We start from the raw sequence: 15,320 nt of genomic DNA, 5'->3' as shown, positions 1-15,320 counted from the left end.
TCGGGCACGGGTCACCCGGGTGCATCCCCCGTGCTGGTGGGGGTACGGCGCCCCGTGAGCTTCCCCGCCCCGTCCGCTGCCGCCTGCCCGCAGGAAGCACCGGGCCCGCGCCGGACGTGGGCGGCGGCGACGGCACTGGCGGTGCTCGGGTGGGCGGCGGTGTGGGCCGCGCTGGAGCTCGGCGACCTGCTGGTGCCGTCGCGAGACGGTGGGGACCCGCAGCCCACGGGCGCGCGGGTCGTCCTCACGGTCGCCGTCGGGCTGGCGGTGACGGCGCTGGCCTGGTGGTCCGCCGGGTGGTCGGCCGGGTGGCTGGCGGCGCGGCGGGCGGGGGGCGGGCGGCGTACGACGTCGGAGCCGCTCGTGCTCGCCGGGGCCGGGGTGGTGCTGGCCGGCAGCAGCACGGCGCTGCTGCACGGCACCCGGTGGGGCATGGACGGCCTCTACTCCGACGCGGGGTTCCGCACCGAGGCGGTGACCCGGTTCGCCGACAGCGCCGCGCTGGCCGACTACGCCTACCGGGGGCTGCCGGCCTACTACCCGCCGCTGCTGCCCTGGCTGCAGGGACGGGCCGCGGACCTGCTGGGCGTGCCGGGGTGGGCCGTGATGAAGCCCACCCAGCTGCTGGTGTGCCTGCTCGTGCCGCTGCTGTCCTGGCTGCTGTGGCGGCGGGTGGTGCCCGGCCGCCGGGCGGCGTGGGTGGCCGGGGTGGTGGCGGTGGCGACGGTGCTGCCGCTCAAGCCCGACGAATGGCTGGTGCTGACGCTCGTGGTGCCCTGGTGGCTCGAGGTGTGCCGGGGTGTCCGCGCACCCGGGCGGGCCCCGGTCGGCGCGGTCGGTCACGGGCTGGTGCTGGGTGGGCTGCTGCTCCTGCACACCTACTTCTTCGCCCCGCTCGCGCTGGCGACCGCGCTGGGCATGGCCCTCGACCTCCTCCGCCGCCGGCCGGTGCACCCCCGGCCCGGGCCCGGGCTGGTGACCGGGCTGGTGGCGGTCGTGGTGGCGGCGCCGTCGTGGGGCGGACCGGCGTGGCTGCGGCTGCAGGGCGCGGCCTCGGACTCGTTGCAGCTGCGGTGGAGCCCGCCCGGTTTCGACCGCCCGCCGCTGCCGTGGCCGACCGACCCGCGGGGCGTGCTGGAGGCGGTGGGCGTGCTCTGGCTGCTCTGGGCGCTGGGCCGCCACCGCTCCGCCGGGGTGGCCGGCGGGCTGCTGGTCGCGCTCGTCTCGGCGTACGTCTTCATGGTCGGGGGGCAGCTGCTGCAGCCCGGGGTCGCCGTGCTGCCGGAGAAGAGCGACGAGCTCGTCGAGGCGCTGCTGGCGGCGGCGGGCGTGCTGGGTCTCGCGGAGCTCGGGTCCGGGCTCGCCGCCGTGCCCGCCGCCCGCCGGCGTCCACGGTCGCGCCCGGTCGCGGCAGCCGCCGTCGTGCTCGTGGCCGCGGTCGCGGTCCTCGCCGGGCTCGTCACGGTGCAGGCCGTCCACCGTGGCGTCGAGCGACCGGCGGCGGCGGCGCAGCACACGAGGTATCCCGACGGATCCCTCCCTGCTGGGGGCGCCGTCCCGCCCAGCCCGCGCTGGCACGCCTGGGGCGTCGAGCCCGGGGTCTCCGGGGCGTCGGTGGCCGAGGTGACGGCGGCCTGGGAGCGGGTGACCGGACGCCCGCCCGGGAGCGGTGACGTCGTGGTGTCGGCGCGGTCCGACCTGCCGGCCACGGTGCCGGTGCACCTGTTCGTGTCCTGGAAGAGCATCTACTCCCACCCGCAGGGCCGGTTCGAGGACCGGCTGGCGGTGCTGGAGGCGGTGGCGCGCTGCGGCACGCCCGCCTGCGCCCACCGGCTGCTGCGGGGCAACGACGTCGAGCCGGTGGACGGACTGGTGCTCAACCGCGACGGCCGCGGGCTCTACGCCTCGGTGACCGTCGACACCTTCCCCGAGGCCTGGGAGCGCCGGGCCGTGCGCTTCGACGACCGGCTGTTCGCGGCGCCGTGGTTCGGCACCGCGCAGGTGGCCGGCGGCGCGGTGGTGGTGCCACGCTAGTCGCGGGTGGACAGGCCGTCGAAGGCCAGCGCCGTCACCTGCGCCGCGAGGTCGTCGGGGGAGAGCGTCCCGTCGGGGCGGTACCACTCCACCAGGGAGTTGACCGTGCCGAAGACCAGCCGGCTGATCAGCTCGGAGGAGAGGTCGGTGCGCAGCGTCCCCTCGTCGGCCGCGTCGCGCACCAGCCGTGCGAGCTTCTCGTCGATGACCCGGCGGCGCTCGAGCGCCGCCTGCTCGACCGGGCTGTTGCCGCGCACGCGCAGCAGCAGGGTGACCGCGGGGAGGTGGTCGACCAGGATGCGCACCGACTCGGCCACCGTCGCGCGCAGGCGCTCGGTCGCGCTGGTCCCGCCGGTCGTGGCAGCGGGAGCGTCGCCGGCGGCGTCGACCGCGGCGTCGAGCGCGGTCAGCGCCTCGTCCAGCGCCGAGGCCAGCAGCTCCTCCTTGCTCGACACGTGGTGGAAGATCGCCGACTTGGAGACGCCCAGCTCACGGGCCAGGTCGGCGGTGCTCGTCGCGTCGTACCCGCGCTCGTTGAACAGCTCGACCGCCCGCCTCAGCACCGTCTCCCGGTCGTAGCCCGGGCGACCGCGCCGCCCGGCAGCCGCGCTGGTCGACGGGCCGGTCGACGGGCCGGTCGACGGGGAGGTCATCGGGGCATCGTGCCACGCCCGGCGGGAGGACCCCACCGGGGTCGGACGGGGCCGGACGGGCCGGACCGGGGTCAGCCCCACAGCCTGACGAGGCTACGGGCGAGCTGCTCGGGCGTGATGCCGGCGCCCGCGGCGGCGGCGCGCAAGCGGCGTACGGCGGCCTCGGGGTCCACGCGCAGCACCGCGGCCACGAGACCCGCGGCGGTGTCGACGTCGTCGTGGGAGCGCAGCGCCGCGGGCGAGGCCTCCGCCTGCCGGCGGGTGGTGAAGGCCAGGTCGGCGTTGGTGACCAGGTCGGTGGCCGAGGTCCCCAGCACGGCTGCGATCTCGGCGTGACGGTCGGCGAAGGCGTGGTCCGACGCGGCGTACAGGGTGACGCTGCCGACCACCCGGTCGGCGGCGGTCAGGGCCACCGTCACCGAGCTGCGCACCGCCCGGGCGGCGCCGGCCTGGGCGAGCACCTGCCACGCCTGCTCGTCCAGCGGCGGTGCGCAGGGTGCGGCGGTGACGCTGCCCGCAGGTCGCGGCTCCGGGCACTCGGAGAGGTGCTGGACGGCGTCGAGCACGGCCAGCTCCTCCTCGCTGGCGACCAGCGTGAAGACCAGCCCCTCCTCGGTCCAGGTGACGCTGAGGCCGACGCAGTCGGGGACCAGGGCCTGCAGCTCGTCGGCGGTGCGCTGCAGGTCGGCGAGCACGTCGACGTCCGGCTCGACGCGCCCGAGCTCGGCGGCCAACGTGACCGTCTGCGGGATGGGCCTCACGTCGCTCTCCTCGCTCCTGGTCGCTCCTGGTGGGGCCCCTCGGTATCCCGTGGCGGTGATCGCGAACCTGGGGGGAGGCCCCGCGCGGGTGGGGGAAGGGGTCCCGCTGGACTAGGTTCGGGGGATGGCGACGGCGGACGGCACCAGCAGCCGGATGGCCGACCTCGCCCGTGACCTGCGCTCGGAGGAGTCGGCCGCGCAGACCCTGCAGCACGTGGTGCAGGCGGTCGTCGACCTGATCGAGGGCTGCGACTCGGCGGGCATCTCGCTGGCCACGACAGCCGGTCGCATCCGGACCTCGGCCTGCACCGGAGAGGTCCCCGTCGCGGCGGACCGGCTGCAGCAGGAGCTGGGGGAGGGGCCGTGCGTCGACGCCGCCTGGCACGAGGAGGTGGTCTCGGCCACCGACCTCGGCTTCGACACGCGCTGGCCGCTCTGGGCACCCCGGGCGGTGGCCGAGCTGGGCGTGCGCAGCATGGTCTGCGTGCGGCTGTTCACCCACGACGACCGGCTCGGGGCGCTCAACCTGTTCTCCCACCGGCGCGCGGCCTTCAGCGCCGAGGACCTCGACGAGGCCATGGTGTACGCCGCCCACGCAGCCGTCGCGATCACCGCCGCCGAGCAGATCGAGGGTCTGACGACCGCCGTGCACAACCGCACCGTGCTGGGCCAGGCCACCGGCCTGCTGATGGCGCAGTACGCCGTGACGGCCCACCAGGCGTTCAACCTGCTCCGTCGCCTCTCCAGCGAGCAGAACCGCAAGGTGGTCGTGATCGCCCGGGAGGTCGTCGAGGCGCACGACGGGGTCGTGACGGCCGCCAGCAAGTCCGACAAATCGGTTTAAGACGCAACGAACGTATCAATCCGGACGAAATCCCCCTAGAGTCGTTGCAGGGGTGGTGGCGATGTCGTCGGTGCAGGTGCTGGTCGGGTGTGTGGTGCTGCTCGCGATGGCCGGCGGGCTGATCGGCTCGCTGCGCCTCCTCGACCTCGTGGGTCGGGCGACCCCGCGTTCGGTGTCCCCGCGTCCGGCGACCCGTGGCGAGCGCCCGTCGCGTCACGACGACGGGACTTGGCCGTCCTACGGGTGGGTGCTCGCGGAGCAGGCGCTCGCGCGGTCGGAGACGACCCCGGTGACGCGGGTGCGCTGAGCGCGCCGCCACCGGGGGTGAGAGCGGGTCGGGTCTTCACCACGGCTGACCCGGCCCCCCGGGCCCCCGCCGCCGTCCGGCGCCGGGGGCCCGGGCCCCCTCGTGCGGGTGCGTGGCGCCCGTCTCACCTGCGTTTCGCGACCCCACGACCCGGGCATGTCCTGCGGGATGTCCGCTCCGCCGCCCGATCCGTCCCCGGACCAACCCGGGTGGTACCGCGACCCCGAGGATCCGCGCCGGCACCGCTGGTGGACCGGCCGGTCCTGGCGGACGCAGGAGCAGGCACTGCGCGGTGAGCGCCTCGAGCGGGGGGACTGACCCGCGGCGTCAGCGGCGCGAGCGCAGCAGGCGCCGGAACGACCGCGCCGAGCCCCGCCCCGCCCCGATCCGGCCGGCGTTGGCGTCCGCGACGAGCGAGGCGACGGTCTCGGAGGCGTCGGCCCGGTTGGAGCCGATACCGCCGCGCGGTCCGCGCTTGACCCACCCCACGACGTACGCCGCGGCGACGGGCGTCCCGCTGGCGGGATCGACGACCCGCCCCGCGTCGTGGGGCACGGTGTGGGTCCCGGCGTCGAACGGCAGCCCGGCGACCGGCTCGCTGCGGTAGCCCACCGAGCGGAGCAGCAGCCCGGTCGGCAGGTCGACGGGCTCGCCGCCGCCGGTCAGTCGCACCGAGGCCACCCGGCCCGGCCCGTCGACCCGCTCCACCACGGAGCCGAAGCGCAGCACCAGGCGCCGGCGGCCGCCCACCGGTGCGGCCGCGTCGAGCCGGCCGACGGGCAGGCCCTGCAGCGCGGCCGCCTTGCTGCCGGGCTCCGCGTCGGCGACGGCCGCGAGCGTGGCGGCGTCGCCGTCGACGACCACGTCGAGGTCGTCGCGCGCCAGCAGCGGCCGCAGCTCCGAGAGCGAGTACGCCGCGTCGTGGGGACCCCGTCGACCCACCAGGACGACCTCGCGCACGGTGCTGCGGCGCAGCGCCGCCAGGGCGTGCCGGGCGATCGGCGTCGCGGCCAGCTCCTCGGGGTCGGTGAGCAGCAGCCGGGCCACGTCGAGGGCGACGTTGCCGTTGCCCACCACCACGGCCCGGGCGGGGGAGCCGAGGTCGAGCTCGACGAGGTCGGCCGGCACCTCGGGCTGGTCGTTGTACCACCCGACGAACCGCCGGGCGGGCAGGCTGCCGGGCAGCTCCTCGCCGGGCACCCCGAGCGTGCGGTCGGCGGCGGCGCCGACGGCGTACACCACCGCGTCGTGGTGCTCGAGCAGCTCGGCGTGGGTGACGTCGCGGCCGACCTCCACGCCCAGGCACATCTCCAGGCGCGGGTTGCCGAACACGGTCGCGAACCGGTCGGCGACGGCGCGGGTGCTGCCGTGGTCGGGCGCGACGCCGAACCGCACCAGGCCCCCCGCCACGGGCAACCGGTCGAGCATCGTCACCTCGGCGCTGGTGGTGAGCAGCGCGGAGGCGGTGTAGCTCGCGGACGGGCCGGTGCCGACCACCGCCACCCGCAGGCGGGCGGCGTGGGGCTCGAGCGCGACCGGGAAGGTCGGCGCGCTCCAGCCGCGGTCGTCGTCGTCGGGTGCGGTGGTGTCGTCGTAGTGGGCCCGGTTGAGCTCGACGTACGCCGCGTCGGGACCGTCGAGCAGCGACTCGGTCGGGAAGATCGCGTCGACCGGGCACGCGTCGGCGCAGGCGCCGCAGTCGATGCAGGCGCGTGGGTCGACGTAGAGCATCTCGGTCGTCCCGAAGTCGGGCTCGTCCGGCGTGGGGTGGATGCAGTTGACCGGGCAGACCGAGACGCAGGAGGCGTCGCTGCAGCAGGACTGCGTGATGGCGTACGGCACCTGCGCCTCAGACCATGCTGACGCGCTGGTAGAGCCGCAGCGCGGGCTTGGTCAGCAGCCCCAGCTCGTCGAGGAACTCCATCAGGTGGGCGCAGCTGGACCGCATCAGGGTGTGGTGGTGCTCGTTGGCCCTGGCCTCCGCGAGCGCGCGCTCCGGGTCGAGCCCCGCCGCGGCGTACACCCCGTCGTTGACCATGTTGGACACGATCAGGTGCGCGGCGACGGCGATCACCAGGGCGGAGGTCTTGCGGCGCGCGGGGCGCGCGCCCGCGATGCGCTCGCGCATCTCCTGGCGTGCGAACTTCATGTGGCGCGACTCCTCGACGACGTGGATCTTGCTCGTCGTGCGCACGATCGGCAGCACCTGCTCCCCGCGCATCCAGTCGCGCTGCATCACGTCGAGGACCTCCTCGGCGACGAGGATCCCGCCGTAGGCGACCTCGGCGCTGGCCAGCGCCTTGAAGCCGCGGCCGAGCCGGATGCTCGCCTTGGTCGGGAAGTACGCCGGGATGCCCATCGTCGAGCAGGCGCGGGCGAACATGATCGAGTGCCGGCACTCGTCGGCGATCTCGGTCAGCGCGAACTGGAAGTCCGACGCCGCGTAGTCCGTGCAGTACTGGTCGCGCAGCACCATCTGCTGCAGGATCATCTCGAACCAGATGCCGGTGCTCATGATCGAGGCGACCTCGTGCCGGGTCAGCGTCACCCGCTGCGCCTCGCTCATCTCCTCCCACAGCCCCGTGCCGTAGAGCGTGCTCCACTCCGGGTTCAGCCCGTAGTGGCCCGGGTCGAGCGGGGTGTCCCAGTCGACCTCGGTGGCGGGGTCGTAGGACAGCGCCGCCGAGGAGTCCAGGAGCCGCTGCGAGGCGTCCCGGGTGTCGGCGGTCGACGAGGCGGGCGAGGGGGTGAGCGTGGTCATGCGGGCTCCCAGAGGTAGGTGGTACACGACGTCACTGCAACCTAGACGGTACAGCGCGTACCCGTATCTGGACAGGGCGGTCGGGTGTGAGCCGGGTAACCTCCGGCTGTGCCGCCCTCGCCCGTGGATCCCGTCGACGGCCGCGTCACCGACGGCCGCGCCGCCCGGTGGAGCGGCCAGCAGCAGCGGCGCCGCGCGGAGTTCGTCGACGCCGCGCTGGTGGCGATCAAGGAGCACGGCGCGGACGTCTCGACCGAGCAGATCGCGGCCGAGGCCGGCGTCGCGCGCACCCGGCTCTACCGGCACTTCAGCGGCGCCAACGCGCTCAACGCGGCCATCGCCGAGCGCGCCGAGACGATGATCCTCGAGGCGCTCGCCCCGGTCTGGGACGTGTCGGCGAGCCCGCGCGACATCATCCGCACCGCGGTCACCACGCACCTGGGCTGGCTGACCGAGAACCAGCAGCTCTACCTCTACCTCGTGCGCCACTCCGTGGCCACGCCCGCCGGCGACAACGTGGTCAACGACGTCAAGCGGCTGATCTCCCACCTGCTGATCCGCCTGCTCGACGAGTACGTCGAGGCGGTCGGCCTCGACGCCCGCGTCACCCAGCCGCTCGCCTTCGGGCTGGTCGGCTTCGTCGACGCGGCCGCCGCCCGCTGGGTCGGCGACCCGGGCGGCCTGGAGACCGACGAGATGGTCGACCTGCTCGCCGGGTGGATCTGGTCGGTGCTCGACGGGGTGCTGCGCCAGATCGGTCTCGAGATCGATCCGGCCGTGCCGCTCGACCTCGGCGCGGCCGGGGCCGCGCCGACCGGCTGAGGCCCTAGCCCACGCGCCCGGTCGCGCGTCGGCCCAGCAGCACGAGCGGGCCGACGGCGAGCACCACCGCCAGCGCGGCGTAGCCCAGGTCGAGCGACGCCAGCGTCGCGACGCCCCCCACCAGCAGCGGGCCGCCGGCGTCGCCGAGCTCGCGGCCCAGCTCGGCGGTCCCCATGGTCTGGCCGAGGCGTGACTCCGGGGTCGAGGCCGCGAGGGCCGCGAACCCCAGCGGCGTGATCAGGCCGGTGCCGGTGCCGATCAGCACCGCCGCGAGGAGCACGCCGAGGAGCCCGGGCAGCAGGGCCGCGAGCAGGCCGGCCGCGGTGACCAGCAGCCCGACCACGAGCCCGGTCCGCGAGGTGAGGCTCCCGGCGTCCAGCGCCCGTCCGGCGCGGGGCTGCACCACCGCGGCGGTGGCGGCGAGCACCGACACCGCGGCACCGGTGACGACGGGGCCCAGACCGGCGGCCGCCCCGGTCACCGGCAGGAAGCCGACCCCGACCGAGAGCGCCGCGGTGGCGCCCGCCAGCGCCGAGGTCGGGGCGAGGAAGGCGCGGTCGGTGAGCCGCCGGGCGAGGTCGAGCACGGTCTGGCGCCGGCGCGGCAGCGGCGGCACGGGGGGCACGACGCGCCACGCCCACGCCGCGACCACCAGCCCGAGCACGGCGGTGACGCCGAACAGCAGCCGCAGCCCGCCGCCGAGGATCAGGACGCCGCCGAGCAGCGGCCCGAGGGTGTAGCCGACGCTCTTCCACGAGCCGTAGGAGCCGAAGGCGCTGCCGCGCCGCGCCGCCGGGTTGAGACGCGCCACCAGCGAGGAGGCGGCCGGTGAGAAGGCGGAGGCCGCCGCGCCCTGGCCGAGCCGGGCGACCCAGAGCCAGGCGGGGTCGTCGGCGACCACGAAGGCGGCCGAGGCCAGCGCGAAGCCCACCAGCCCGGCGAGCAGGACGGGCCGGGCGCCGACCCGGTCCGCCAGCGTGCCGAAGAGCGGCTTGAGCAGCACCTCCGCGCCGTCGTACAGCGCGAGCAGGAGGCCGAGCGTCAGCAGCGAGCCGGCGAGGTCGTCGGAGGTGCCCAGGCTGGCCGCGACGGCGTGGGCGCCGAACGCGGTGGTGAAGCCCGCGGCGTACAACGGCCACATCCGGGGGTCCCGGGGTCGCGACGTCGGGTCGTCGGACGGGCGGGGAGCACTCCCCTCGGACTGGGCCACACCACTCCTGGGCTCGACGGTCGCTGCGTGGCAGGGAGCGTCCCACACCCTCGTGGCCTCAGCCGCGCGGGCGGCGTCGGCGAGCCCCGAGCGTCAGGCCGCGACGGTGGCGAGGTGCAGCGCCGCGCCGACCAGCGTGCAGGCCCCGAGCGTGCGCAGGACCGACCAGCCGCGCCGGAAGATCAGCAGGCAGCCGAGGACCGTGACGGCGAGCGCAGCCCACTGCAGGGTGCCGACCACGGGGAGCTCGAGGGCGAGCGGTCCCGTGGTGACGCGGCGGGTCTCCTCGAACAGCGTGTGCAGGGCGAAGTAGAGCGCCAGGTTGGCGATCACGCCGACCACGGCGGCGGTGATGCCGGTCAGGGCGGAGGCGAGGGTGCGGTTGTGGCGCAGGCGTTCGACGTACGGCGCCCCGAGGAGGATGAACAGGAAGCACGGCACGAAGGTGACCCAGGTGGTCAGCAGCGCGGCCAGGACGGCGGCGACCCACGGGTCGAGGGTGCCGGGGTCGCGGTAGGCGCCGAGGAACGCGACGAACTGCACGACCATGATCAGTGGTCCGGGGGTGGTCTCGGCCAGTGCCAGGCCGCGGACCATCTCCCCGGGAGCGAGCCAGCCGTAGACGTCGGCCGCCTGCTGGGCGACGTACGCCAGGACGGCGTAGGCGCCGCCGAAGGTGACCACCGCGGCGCCCGAGAAGAAGACGCCCTGGTCGACCAGGGTGCTGCTGCGTCCCAGGACGAGCGCCGCCGCGACGACGGGGGCGGCCCACAGCGTCAGCCCGACGACCAGCACCACGGCCGAGCGCCGGGTCGAGGGGCGTTCGGCGTGCAGGGCGTCGTCGGGGACCAGCGGCGGGGGGCCGTCGTCGGCGGCGGCGGAGCTGCCGGACGAGCCGGCCAGGTCCGGTCGGGCCCGGCCGACCACCCAGCCCACGACCCCGGCCGTGAGCACGACGACGGGGAAGGGGACGGCGAAGAACGTCAGGGCGACGAACGAGGCCACGGCGAGGGCCACGAACACGGGGTGGGTCAGCCCCTTCCTCCCCACCCGGATCACGGCCTGGAGCACGATGGCGATGACCGCGGGGCCGAGGCCGAGGAAGAGCGCCTCGACGAGGGTGGTGTCGCCGTAGGCGACGTAGACACCGGAGAGCACCAGGAGCGCCACGACCCCCGGCAGCACGAACAGGATGCCGGCGACCAGGGCGCCACGGACGCCGTTGAGCAGCCACCCGACGTACGTCGCGAGCTGCTGCGCCTCCGGGCCGGGGAGCAGGGTGCAGTAGGACAGCGCGAACAGGAACCGCTGCTGGCCGATCCAGCGCTTCTCCTCGACCAGGGTGCGCTGCATCACCGCGATCTGGCCCGCGGGACCGCCGAACGTCTGGAGCGAGATCAGGAACCACGCCTTCGTCGCCTCGCGGAGGCTGACGACGTCGACGGTGCTCGGTCCGGGCCGCTCGGTCACCACGATCACCATGCTGGCGTGGGTCGCGCAGCAAAGTCAATCAGTCAGGTCGACTTCGAGACCGCCACCAGGGTCCCGGTCGGCCCCGGGCGCCCGCGCTAGGAGGCGTTGTCGCGGTGACGGTCCTGCGCGACGTGCCGCACGTGCTCGTCGAAGTCGGGGAGGTCGCGGCGCAGCCGGGCGAAGTCCTCCTTGGTCCAGGCGAGCACGCGCACCGGGTCGGTCGTGGTGAGGCGGGCGTTGCGCAACCGGTGGTCGACCAGCCCCATCTCGCCGGCGAGCGACCCGGGTCCGAGCCGGGCGACGCGCTCGCCGTCGCGCACCACGTCGAGGTGGCCGCTCAGCACGAGGTAGGCCTTGTCGGCGGGCTCGGACTGGTGGATCGGCGTCCAGTCGGCGGGGATGCGCAGGCTGCGGCCCAGCTCACCCACCCGGTGCAGGGTCGGTGCAGGGAGCGCGCCGATGTCGGGCAGGGCGGCCAGGTCGTGGTCCGTGTCGCTCATGCCTCCATGGTGTGCAGGTCCGGCGCTGGTGTTCACGGTCGGTCTCGCTGGCTGGTCGTGATGCCGGTCTCGCCGACCTGGGTCCCGGGGTCACTGCTCCGGCGGGCGCGACTCGTGGTGCCGCAGCCCGTGGGTGCGGTGCGACTCCTTCATCTCCGACTCCAGCAGGTGCCGACGGCCCTGGACGAGCTCCTCGCGGGTCTCGCGCTCCAGGGTCCGCCAGGCCGAGAAGAACGTGTCGTCGTACTCCTCGACGACCTGGAAGGTCCACCTGCCCTCGATGACGTTGCGCCCGACCAGGTCGTGCTCGAGCCGGTCGGCGACCTCGTCGTGACCGGCGTGGCGCAGCTGGTCGACCGCCTGGCGCAGCTGGGTGTCGCCGGTGCCGGTGAGGCGGTGGAACTGCAGCAGGTGGCCGCGCGCCACCTCCATCGTCTCCAGGGCGCGGGTGAGCGTGTCGACCGCCTCGACCGTGGCGTCGCTGACGCCGTCGGGTCGCAGGTGTGCCTCGTCAGGACCGTCCACGGGTGGGTGCCTCCTGGGGTGTCATGGCTGTGCTGTCGCTGTACCCGGGCACGAGGTCGCCCATACCGGTGATCCGGCGGCCGGGTAGGGCGCTCGCCCCTCAGCCCTCCAGCGCCGAGACCAGCCGCAGCGGATCGGGGTCGTCGGCGTCGGACTGCAGGACCACCGTGTCCGCGCCGGCGGCGGCGAGCAGGGCGACGCGCTCGGCCACGGCGTCCGCCGAGACCTCGGCTGCGCCGACCTGGGTGTACGCCGCCACGTGCACCTCACCCTCCCGGCCGGCGAGCCGCCGGGCCTCCTGGGCCGTCTCCCGCGCCCGGGCCACCTCGTCGGGTCCCGCCACCGCGTCGAGCAGGACCCCGTCCGTGAGCTCGCCCGCGAGCGCGACCGTCCGGGGTCCGCGCGCCCCGAGCAGCAGGCGCGGCAGCCGCTCCGGTGGCCAGTCGAGGGCGACGTCGTCGAGCTGCACGTAGCTGCCGGACACGGTGACACGCTCGCCGGCGAGCAGCGCGACCACCGCCGAGGTGTGCTCGCGCAGCAGCGTCATGGGGGAGGGCGCGCGGGCGCCGACCTGGGCCATCCAGTCGAGCACCCCGTGACCGAGCCCCAGCACGAACCGGTCGGGGAAGAGCCGTGCCAGCGTCGCGACCTCCATCGCCACCAGCGCCGGGTTGCGCAGCGGCACCGGCAGCAGGCCGATCCCGACCCGCACCCGTGACGACCACGCCAGGGCCGCGGCGGCGGCGGTCAGCCCGCCTTCCAGGAAGCAGTCCTCCCACAGCCACAGCTCGTCGACCGCCTCGGCGGCGTCCGCCGCCTCGACGACCTCCCGCAGCCGTTCCGGGGGTGACTGGGGTCGGAACACGACGCCGGTGGTGGTGCGCATGCCGACACTGTGCCGTACGCGCCTCCGGTCGGCGAGGTCTCAGGCCAGGGCGTCGAGCACCCGCACCATGTCGTCCTCGGTGTCGTTGCCGACCTTCTCGAAGACCAGCTTCACCAGGGGCGAGGCGAGCTTGGCGGCGCCCGACATCTCGATGACGGCCTGGTAGGTGACCTGGCTGCCGCTGCCGTGGGGGACGACCGTGATGGTGTCGGTGGAGCGCGCGGTCTCGTTGGTGCCGACGAGCTCGATCGTGTCGTCGGTGGCGCTGACGAGCTCGTAGGTCAGCTCGGTCGAGACACCGGCGATCTTGGAGACGTTGTGCCAGGTGCTCCCCACGCGCACCGGGCCGGAGTCGTCGCGGGTGCAGGAGACGGTGCCGGGGTCCCACTCCTCGGCGTGGGAGAAGTCCCGGAGGTAGTCCAGGACCACCGGGGGCGGGGGCGTGACGGTGAAGGTGCGCGAGACGGTGGTCATGGGGCCAGTCTCGTCATCGTGGTCAAGCGCTCCGCGCGGTGCTACTGGCCCGGGAGCCGCTGGGCGGGCACCGCCGTCGACCACCGGCCCGGCGTGGCGTCGGTCTCCACGGCGGTGTCGACGGCCTCGACCATGCTCTGCGCGACGGACTGCGGGCTCGCGCCGAGGTCGGTGGCCCAGGCGCGCAGCACCGTGACGGCGCGGTCGGGCCCGTAGCCGTAGGCGAGCATCAGCATGCCGGTCGCCCGCTCCACCGACGTGAGCACGGCGAGCGCGTCGCGGAGCCGCGCGACCTCGCGCTCGAGCTCGACCACGTCGTCGAGCAGACCACGGATGGTGGTGACCGAGGCGTCCTCGGTCAGGGGCGCGCGGGCGCGCAGCGGGTCGTTCATCGCAGGGACTCCTCAGGACAGGCACCGTGGGCGGGCGCCGCCGGGGTCTCGGGCGACACCCAGGACCGTACGCCGCCCGCCGACCCCGGTCCAGGCGGCCGCTAGTGGGGGAGGATCCCGACCTCGCGGGCGTGGGCGAGGACCACGGGGCCCCGCAGCCGGCGCCCGACGACCTCGGCGGCGACGTCGCTGAGCCGGCGTCCGTGGTCGCGGGCGTAGCGACGCAGGACGTGGAACGCGTCCTCCATGTCGAGCTCGCCGGCGGCGGCGACCACCCCCTTGGCCTGCTCCAGGACGATGCGGCTGGTCAGCGCGTGCTGCAGCTGGTCGTTGACGGCGTCCCGGTCCAGGGCCGAGCGCTCGTTGACGATCGCCACGCTGGCCACGTGCACGAGTGCCTGGGCGAGGTCGAGGTCGTCCTGGCCGAGGCGACCCGGGTGCTCCCCGAAGAGGCCGACCGTGCCGAGGGCGTGGTCTCGCAGCCGCATGGGCAGCGCGTGCACCGACTCGAAGCCCACCAGCTCCGCCGCCCGGGCGAACTCGGGCCAGTGGCGTCGCATCTCGTCGCGGTCCTCGGCCACGACGGTCTGCCCGGTCCGGTAGCAGTCCAGGCAGGGTCCCTGGTCGCGCTGGAGCTGGAACACCTCGAGGTGGCGGGTGCTCTCGGACGACGTCGCGGCGAGGTGCAGGACGCCTTGGCCGTCGGCCAGCAGCAGGCCGGCCGAGCTGACGTCGAGGAGGTCGGCGCAGCTGCGGGTCAGCTGGGCCAGCATCTCGAGGACGTCGTAGTCGTCCACCAGCTCGTGGGAGAGCCCCACGAACGCGCGGATGACGTCCTGCTCGCGATGGTCGGTGTGGGGGTGGTCGTGGTCGGGGTGGTCGGTCATGCCGGACCTCCAGCTCGATGGCCCCGGCCGCCGTCGCGCTCGAGGAGGAGTCGCCGTTCGATGATCGCGATGCCGACCTCGCTGGCGGTCTGGCCGGTGGCCATCGCGTGGGCCCGCAGCCTCACGGCGGCCTCGGCCGCGTCGACGTCGAGCTGGGCGATGAGGATGCCCGTGGCCTGGTAGACCTCGACGCGGTCCATGTCGGCGGCCGTCACGGTGCCCCGCTCGTGCGGTCGGGGCTCCTCGTCCCCGGCGTGGTCGGCCGAGAGCAGGTCGAGCAGCGGCTGCGAGGCGAGGCGCGCGGCGAGGGCGGCACCCGCGGCCTGCTCGCCGTGCCACTCGCCGGGCTCGGCGCGGAACAGGTCGAGCGCGCCGACGCACGCGGAGGTGATCATGATCGGGAGGGCGAAGACGGCGCGCACGCCGTCGGTCAGCGCGGCGTCGCTGAACAGCGGCCACCGGGTCTCGGTCGGCGCGTCCAGGTCGGGGGCCAGGACGGACCGGCGGTGGGTCACGGCGTCCAGGCAGGGTCCCTCGCCGAAGGTGAACTGGTACTCGTCGAGGCGGCGCCCGTCCTCGCCGCTGGCTCCGAACGTGCCGCGCGAGACGCCCTCGTAGATCATCGAGACGGCGGCACCGTCCATGCCGAGCAGCTCGACGCAGGCCGAGCAGAGGTCGTTGGCGGCCTCCAGCCCCGGCTCGGCGCCGTCGACGGCTGCCCGGAGCCCGGCGCTGAGACGTTCCAGCGACGGTGTCATGGTGCCTCCGGCGGCTCGGGGTGACGTGGACGC

At 75.1% G+C, this 15,320-nt stretch carries 18 protein-coding genes; 5 read left to right on the top strand and 13 right to left on the bottom strand.

Annotated features, from left to right (window positions below; translation table 11 throughout):
- Nucleotides 1-54: 54 nt before the first annotated feature.
- The gene (locus tag EDD33_RS13665; protein ID WP_170169825.1) at nucleotides 55-2,034 is read left to right on the top strand and encodes an arabinofuranosyltransferase; all 1,980 of its coding nucleotides are present in this window, start codon (nucleotides 55-57) and stop codon (nucleotides 2,032-2,034) included.
- On the opposite strand, the gene EDD33_RS13660 is transcribed toward EDD33_RS13665, so the two are convergent.
- Both EDD33_RS13660 and EDD33_RS13655 read right to left on the bottom strand, forming a co-directional pair.
- A complete protein-coding gene (locus tag EDD33_RS13660) occupies nucleotides 2,031-2,687 on the bottom strand; it encodes a TetR/AcrR family transcriptional regulator (protein ID WP_123391507.1) in 657 nt (218 codons plus the stop codon). The two genes, EDD33_RS13665 and EDD33_RS13660, sit on opposite strands and share 4 nt — an antisense overlap.
- 71 nt (nucleotides 2,688-2,758) lie before the next feature.
- Nucleotides 2,759-3,448, bottom strand: coding sequence for an ANTAR domain-containing protein (locus tag EDD33_RS13655; RefSeq protein WP_123391506.1), 690 nt, complete (start codon nucleotides 3,446-3,448; stop codon nucleotides 2,759-2,761).
- Nucleotides 3,449-3,572: 124 nt separating this feature from the next.
- On the opposite strand from EDD33_RS13655, the gene EDD33_RS13650 reads away from it, so the two are divergent.
- The 3 genes from EDD33_RS13650 (at nucleotide 3,573) to EDD33_RS20910 (ending at nucleotide 4,917) form a co-directional block, all read left to right on the top strand.
- Complete coding sequence (locus EDD33_RS13650) at nucleotides 3,573-4,292, top strand: GAF and ANTAR domain-containing protein (protein WP_123391505.1); 720 nt, start codon at nucleotides 3,573-3,575, stop codon at nucleotides 4,290-4,292.
- 61 nt (nucleotides 4,293-4,353) lie between these two features.
- Complete coding sequence (locus tag EDD33_RS13645; RefSeq protein ID WP_148077094.1) at nucleotides 4,354-4,599, top strand: hypothetical protein; 246 nt, start codon at nucleotides 4,354-4,356, stop codon at nucleotides 4,597-4,599.
- Nucleotides 4,600-4,755: 156 nt separating this feature from the next.
- Nucleotides 4,756-4,917, top strand: a complete 162-nt coding sequence (locus tag EDD33_RS20910; RefSeq protein WP_425463852.1) for a DUF2510 domain-containing protein — start codon at nucleotides 4,756-4,758, stop codon at nucleotides 4,915-4,917.
- A 9-nt stretch (nucleotides 4,918-4,926) separates the two neighbouring features.
- On the opposite strand, the gene EDD33_RS13635 is transcribed toward EDD33_RS20910, so the two are convergent.
- Both EDD33_RS13635 and EDD33_RS13630 read right to left on the bottom strand, forming a co-directional pair.
- On the bottom strand, nucleotides 4,927-6,441 hold the full coding sequence (locus tag EDD33_RS13635; protein WP_123391502.1) for an FAD-dependent oxidoreductase: 1,515 nt from the start codon (nucleotides 6,439-6,441) through the stop codon (nucleotides 4,927-4,929).
- 7 nt (nucleotides 6,442-6,448) lie between these two features.
- Nucleotides 6,449-7,360: an AurF N-oxygenase family protein gene (locus tag EDD33_RS13630; protein ID WP_123391501.1), complete on the bottom strand. Its 912-nt coding sequence runs from the start codon at nucleotides 7,358-7,360 to the stop codon at nucleotides 6,449-6,451.
- A 108-nt stretch (nucleotides 7,361-7,468) separates the two neighbouring features.
- On the opposite strand from EDD33_RS13630, the gene EDD33_RS13625 reads away from it, so the two are divergent.
- Entirely contained in the window at nucleotides 7,469-8,182 is a 714-nt protein-coding gene (locus EDD33_RS13625) for a TetR/AcrR family transcriptional regulator (RefSeq protein WP_211332548.1), read from the top strand.
- Between the two features lie 4 nt (nucleotides 8,183-8,186).
- Here the strand turns inward: EDD33_RS13625 and EDD33_RS13620 are convergent, their stop codons facing one another.
- The 9 genes from EDD33_RS13620 to EDD33_RS13580 all read right to left on the bottom strand — a co-directional run bounded on the left by EDD33_RS13620 (nucleotide 8,187) and on the right by EDD33_RS13580 (nucleotide 15,287).
- Entirely contained in the window at nucleotides 8,187-9,392 is a 1,206-nt protein-coding gene (locus EDD33_RS13620; RefSeq protein ID WP_246003516.1) for an MFS transporter, read from the bottom strand.
- A 93-nt stretch (nucleotides 9,393-9,485) separates the two neighbouring features.
- Nucleotides 9,486-10,865: a chromate efflux transporter gene (chrA, locus tag EDD33_RS13615; protein ID WP_246003515.1), complete on the bottom strand. Its 1,380-nt coding sequence runs from the start codon at nucleotides 10,863-10,865 to the stop codon at nucleotides 9,486-9,488.
- Nucleotides 10,866-10,960: 95 nt separating this feature from the next.
- Nucleotides 10,961-11,365, bottom strand: a complete 405-nt coding sequence (locus tag EDD33_RS13610) for a cyclic nucleotide-binding domain-containing protein (protein ID WP_123391498.1) — start codon at nucleotides 11,363-11,365, stop codon at nucleotides 10,961-10,963.
- 90 nt (nucleotides 11,366-11,455) lie between these two features.
- Nucleotides 11,456-11,890: a hypothetical protein gene (locus EDD33_RS13605; protein ID WP_123391496.1), complete on the bottom strand. Its 435-nt coding sequence runs from the start codon at nucleotides 11,888-11,890 to the stop codon at nucleotides 11,456-11,458.
- Nucleotides 11,891-11,990: 100 nt separating this feature from the next.
- Nucleotides 11,991-12,776 (bottom strand): LLM class flavin-dependent oxidoreductase, encoded by a 786-nt coding sequence (locus EDD33_RS13600; protein WP_123391495.1) that lies wholly within the window; start codon nucleotides 12,774-12,776, stop codon nucleotides 11,991-11,993.
- A 39-nt stretch (nucleotides 12,777-12,815) separates the two neighbouring features.
- Nucleotides 12,816-13,250, bottom strand: coding sequence for an SRPBCC family protein (locus EDD33_RS13595; protein WP_123391494.1), 435 nt, complete (start codon nucleotides 13,248-13,250; stop codon nucleotides 12,816-12,818).
- Nucleotides 13,251-13,291: 41 nt separating this feature from the next.
- Nucleotides 13,292-13,642 (bottom strand): ANTAR domain-containing protein, encoded by a 351-nt coding sequence (locus EDD33_RS13590; protein ID WP_123391493.1) that lies wholly within the window; start codon nucleotides 13,640-13,642, stop codon nucleotides 13,292-13,294.
- A 101-nt stretch (nucleotides 13,643-13,743) separates the two neighbouring features.
- The gene (locus EDD33_RS13585) at nucleotides 13,744-14,529 is read right to left on the bottom strand and encodes a GAF and ANTAR domain-containing protein (RefSeq protein ID WP_123391492.1); all 786 of its coding nucleotides are present in this window, start codon (nucleotides 14,527-14,529) and stop codon (nucleotides 13,744-13,746) included.
- On the bottom strand, nucleotides 14,526-15,287 hold the full coding sequence (locus EDD33_RS13580) for a GAF and ANTAR domain-containing protein (protein ID WP_123391491.1): 762 nt from the start codon (nucleotides 15,285-15,287) through the stop codon (nucleotides 14,526-14,528). The genes EDD33_RS13585 and EDD33_RS13580 overlap by 4 nt, the downstream gene beginning before the upstream one ends.
- Nucleotides 15,288-15,320: the final 33 nt, after the last annotated feature.

The sequence above is a fragment of the Nocardioides aurantiacus genome (assembly GCF_003752505.1).
In the GTDB taxonomy this organism is placed as follows: domain Bacteria; phylum Actinomycetota; class Actinomycetes; order Propionibacteriales; family Nocardioidaceae; genus Marmoricola; species Marmoricola aurantiacus.
This window is presented reverse-complemented; position numbering and strand designations above follow the sequence as displayed.

Coding starts and splice junctions, on each gene's coding strand:
- EDD33_RS13580 (WP_123391491.1), bottom strand. CDS start 15,287: ATGACACCGTCGCTGGAACGTCTCAGCGCCGGGCTCCGGGCAGCCGTC.
- EDD33_RS13610 (WP_123391498.1), bottom strand. CDS start 11,365: ATGAGCGACACGGACCACGACCTGGCCGCCCTGCCCGACATCGGCGCG.
- EDD33_RS13650 (WP_123391505.1), top strand. CDS start 3,573: ATGGCGACGGCGGACGGCACCAGCAGCCGGATGGCCGACCTCGCCCGT.
- EDD33_RS13590 (WP_123391493.1), bottom strand. CDS start 13,642: ATGAACGACCCGCTGCGCGCCCGCGCGCCCCTGACCGAGGACGCCTCG.
- EDD33_RS13585 (WP_123391492.1), bottom strand. CDS start 14,529: ATGACCGACCACCCCGACCACGACCACCCCCACACCGACCATCGCGAG.
- EDD33_RS13595 (WP_123391494.1), bottom strand. CDS start 13,250: ATGACCACCGTCTCGCGCACCTTCACCGTCACGCCCCCGCCCCCGGTG.
- EDD33_RS13600 (WP_123391495.1), bottom strand. CDS start 12,776: ATGCGCACCACCACCGGCGTCGTGTTCCGACCCCAGTCACCCCCGGAA.
- EDD33_RS13645 (WP_148077094.1), top strand. CDS start 4,354: ATGTCGTCGGTGCAGGTGCTGGTCGGGTGTGTGGTGCTGCTCGCGATG.
- EDD33_RS13660 (WP_123391507.1), bottom strand. CDS start 2,687: ATGACCTCCCCGTCGACCGGCCCGTCGACCGGCCCGTCGACCAGCGCG.
- EDD33_RS13630 (WP_123391501.1), bottom strand. CDS start 7,360: ATGACCACGCTCACCCCCTCGCCCGCCTCGTCGACCGCCGACACCCGG.
- EDD33_RS20910 (WP_425463852.1), top strand. CDS start 4,756: ATGTCCTGCGGGATGTCCGCTCCGCCGCCCGATCCGTCCCCGGACCAA.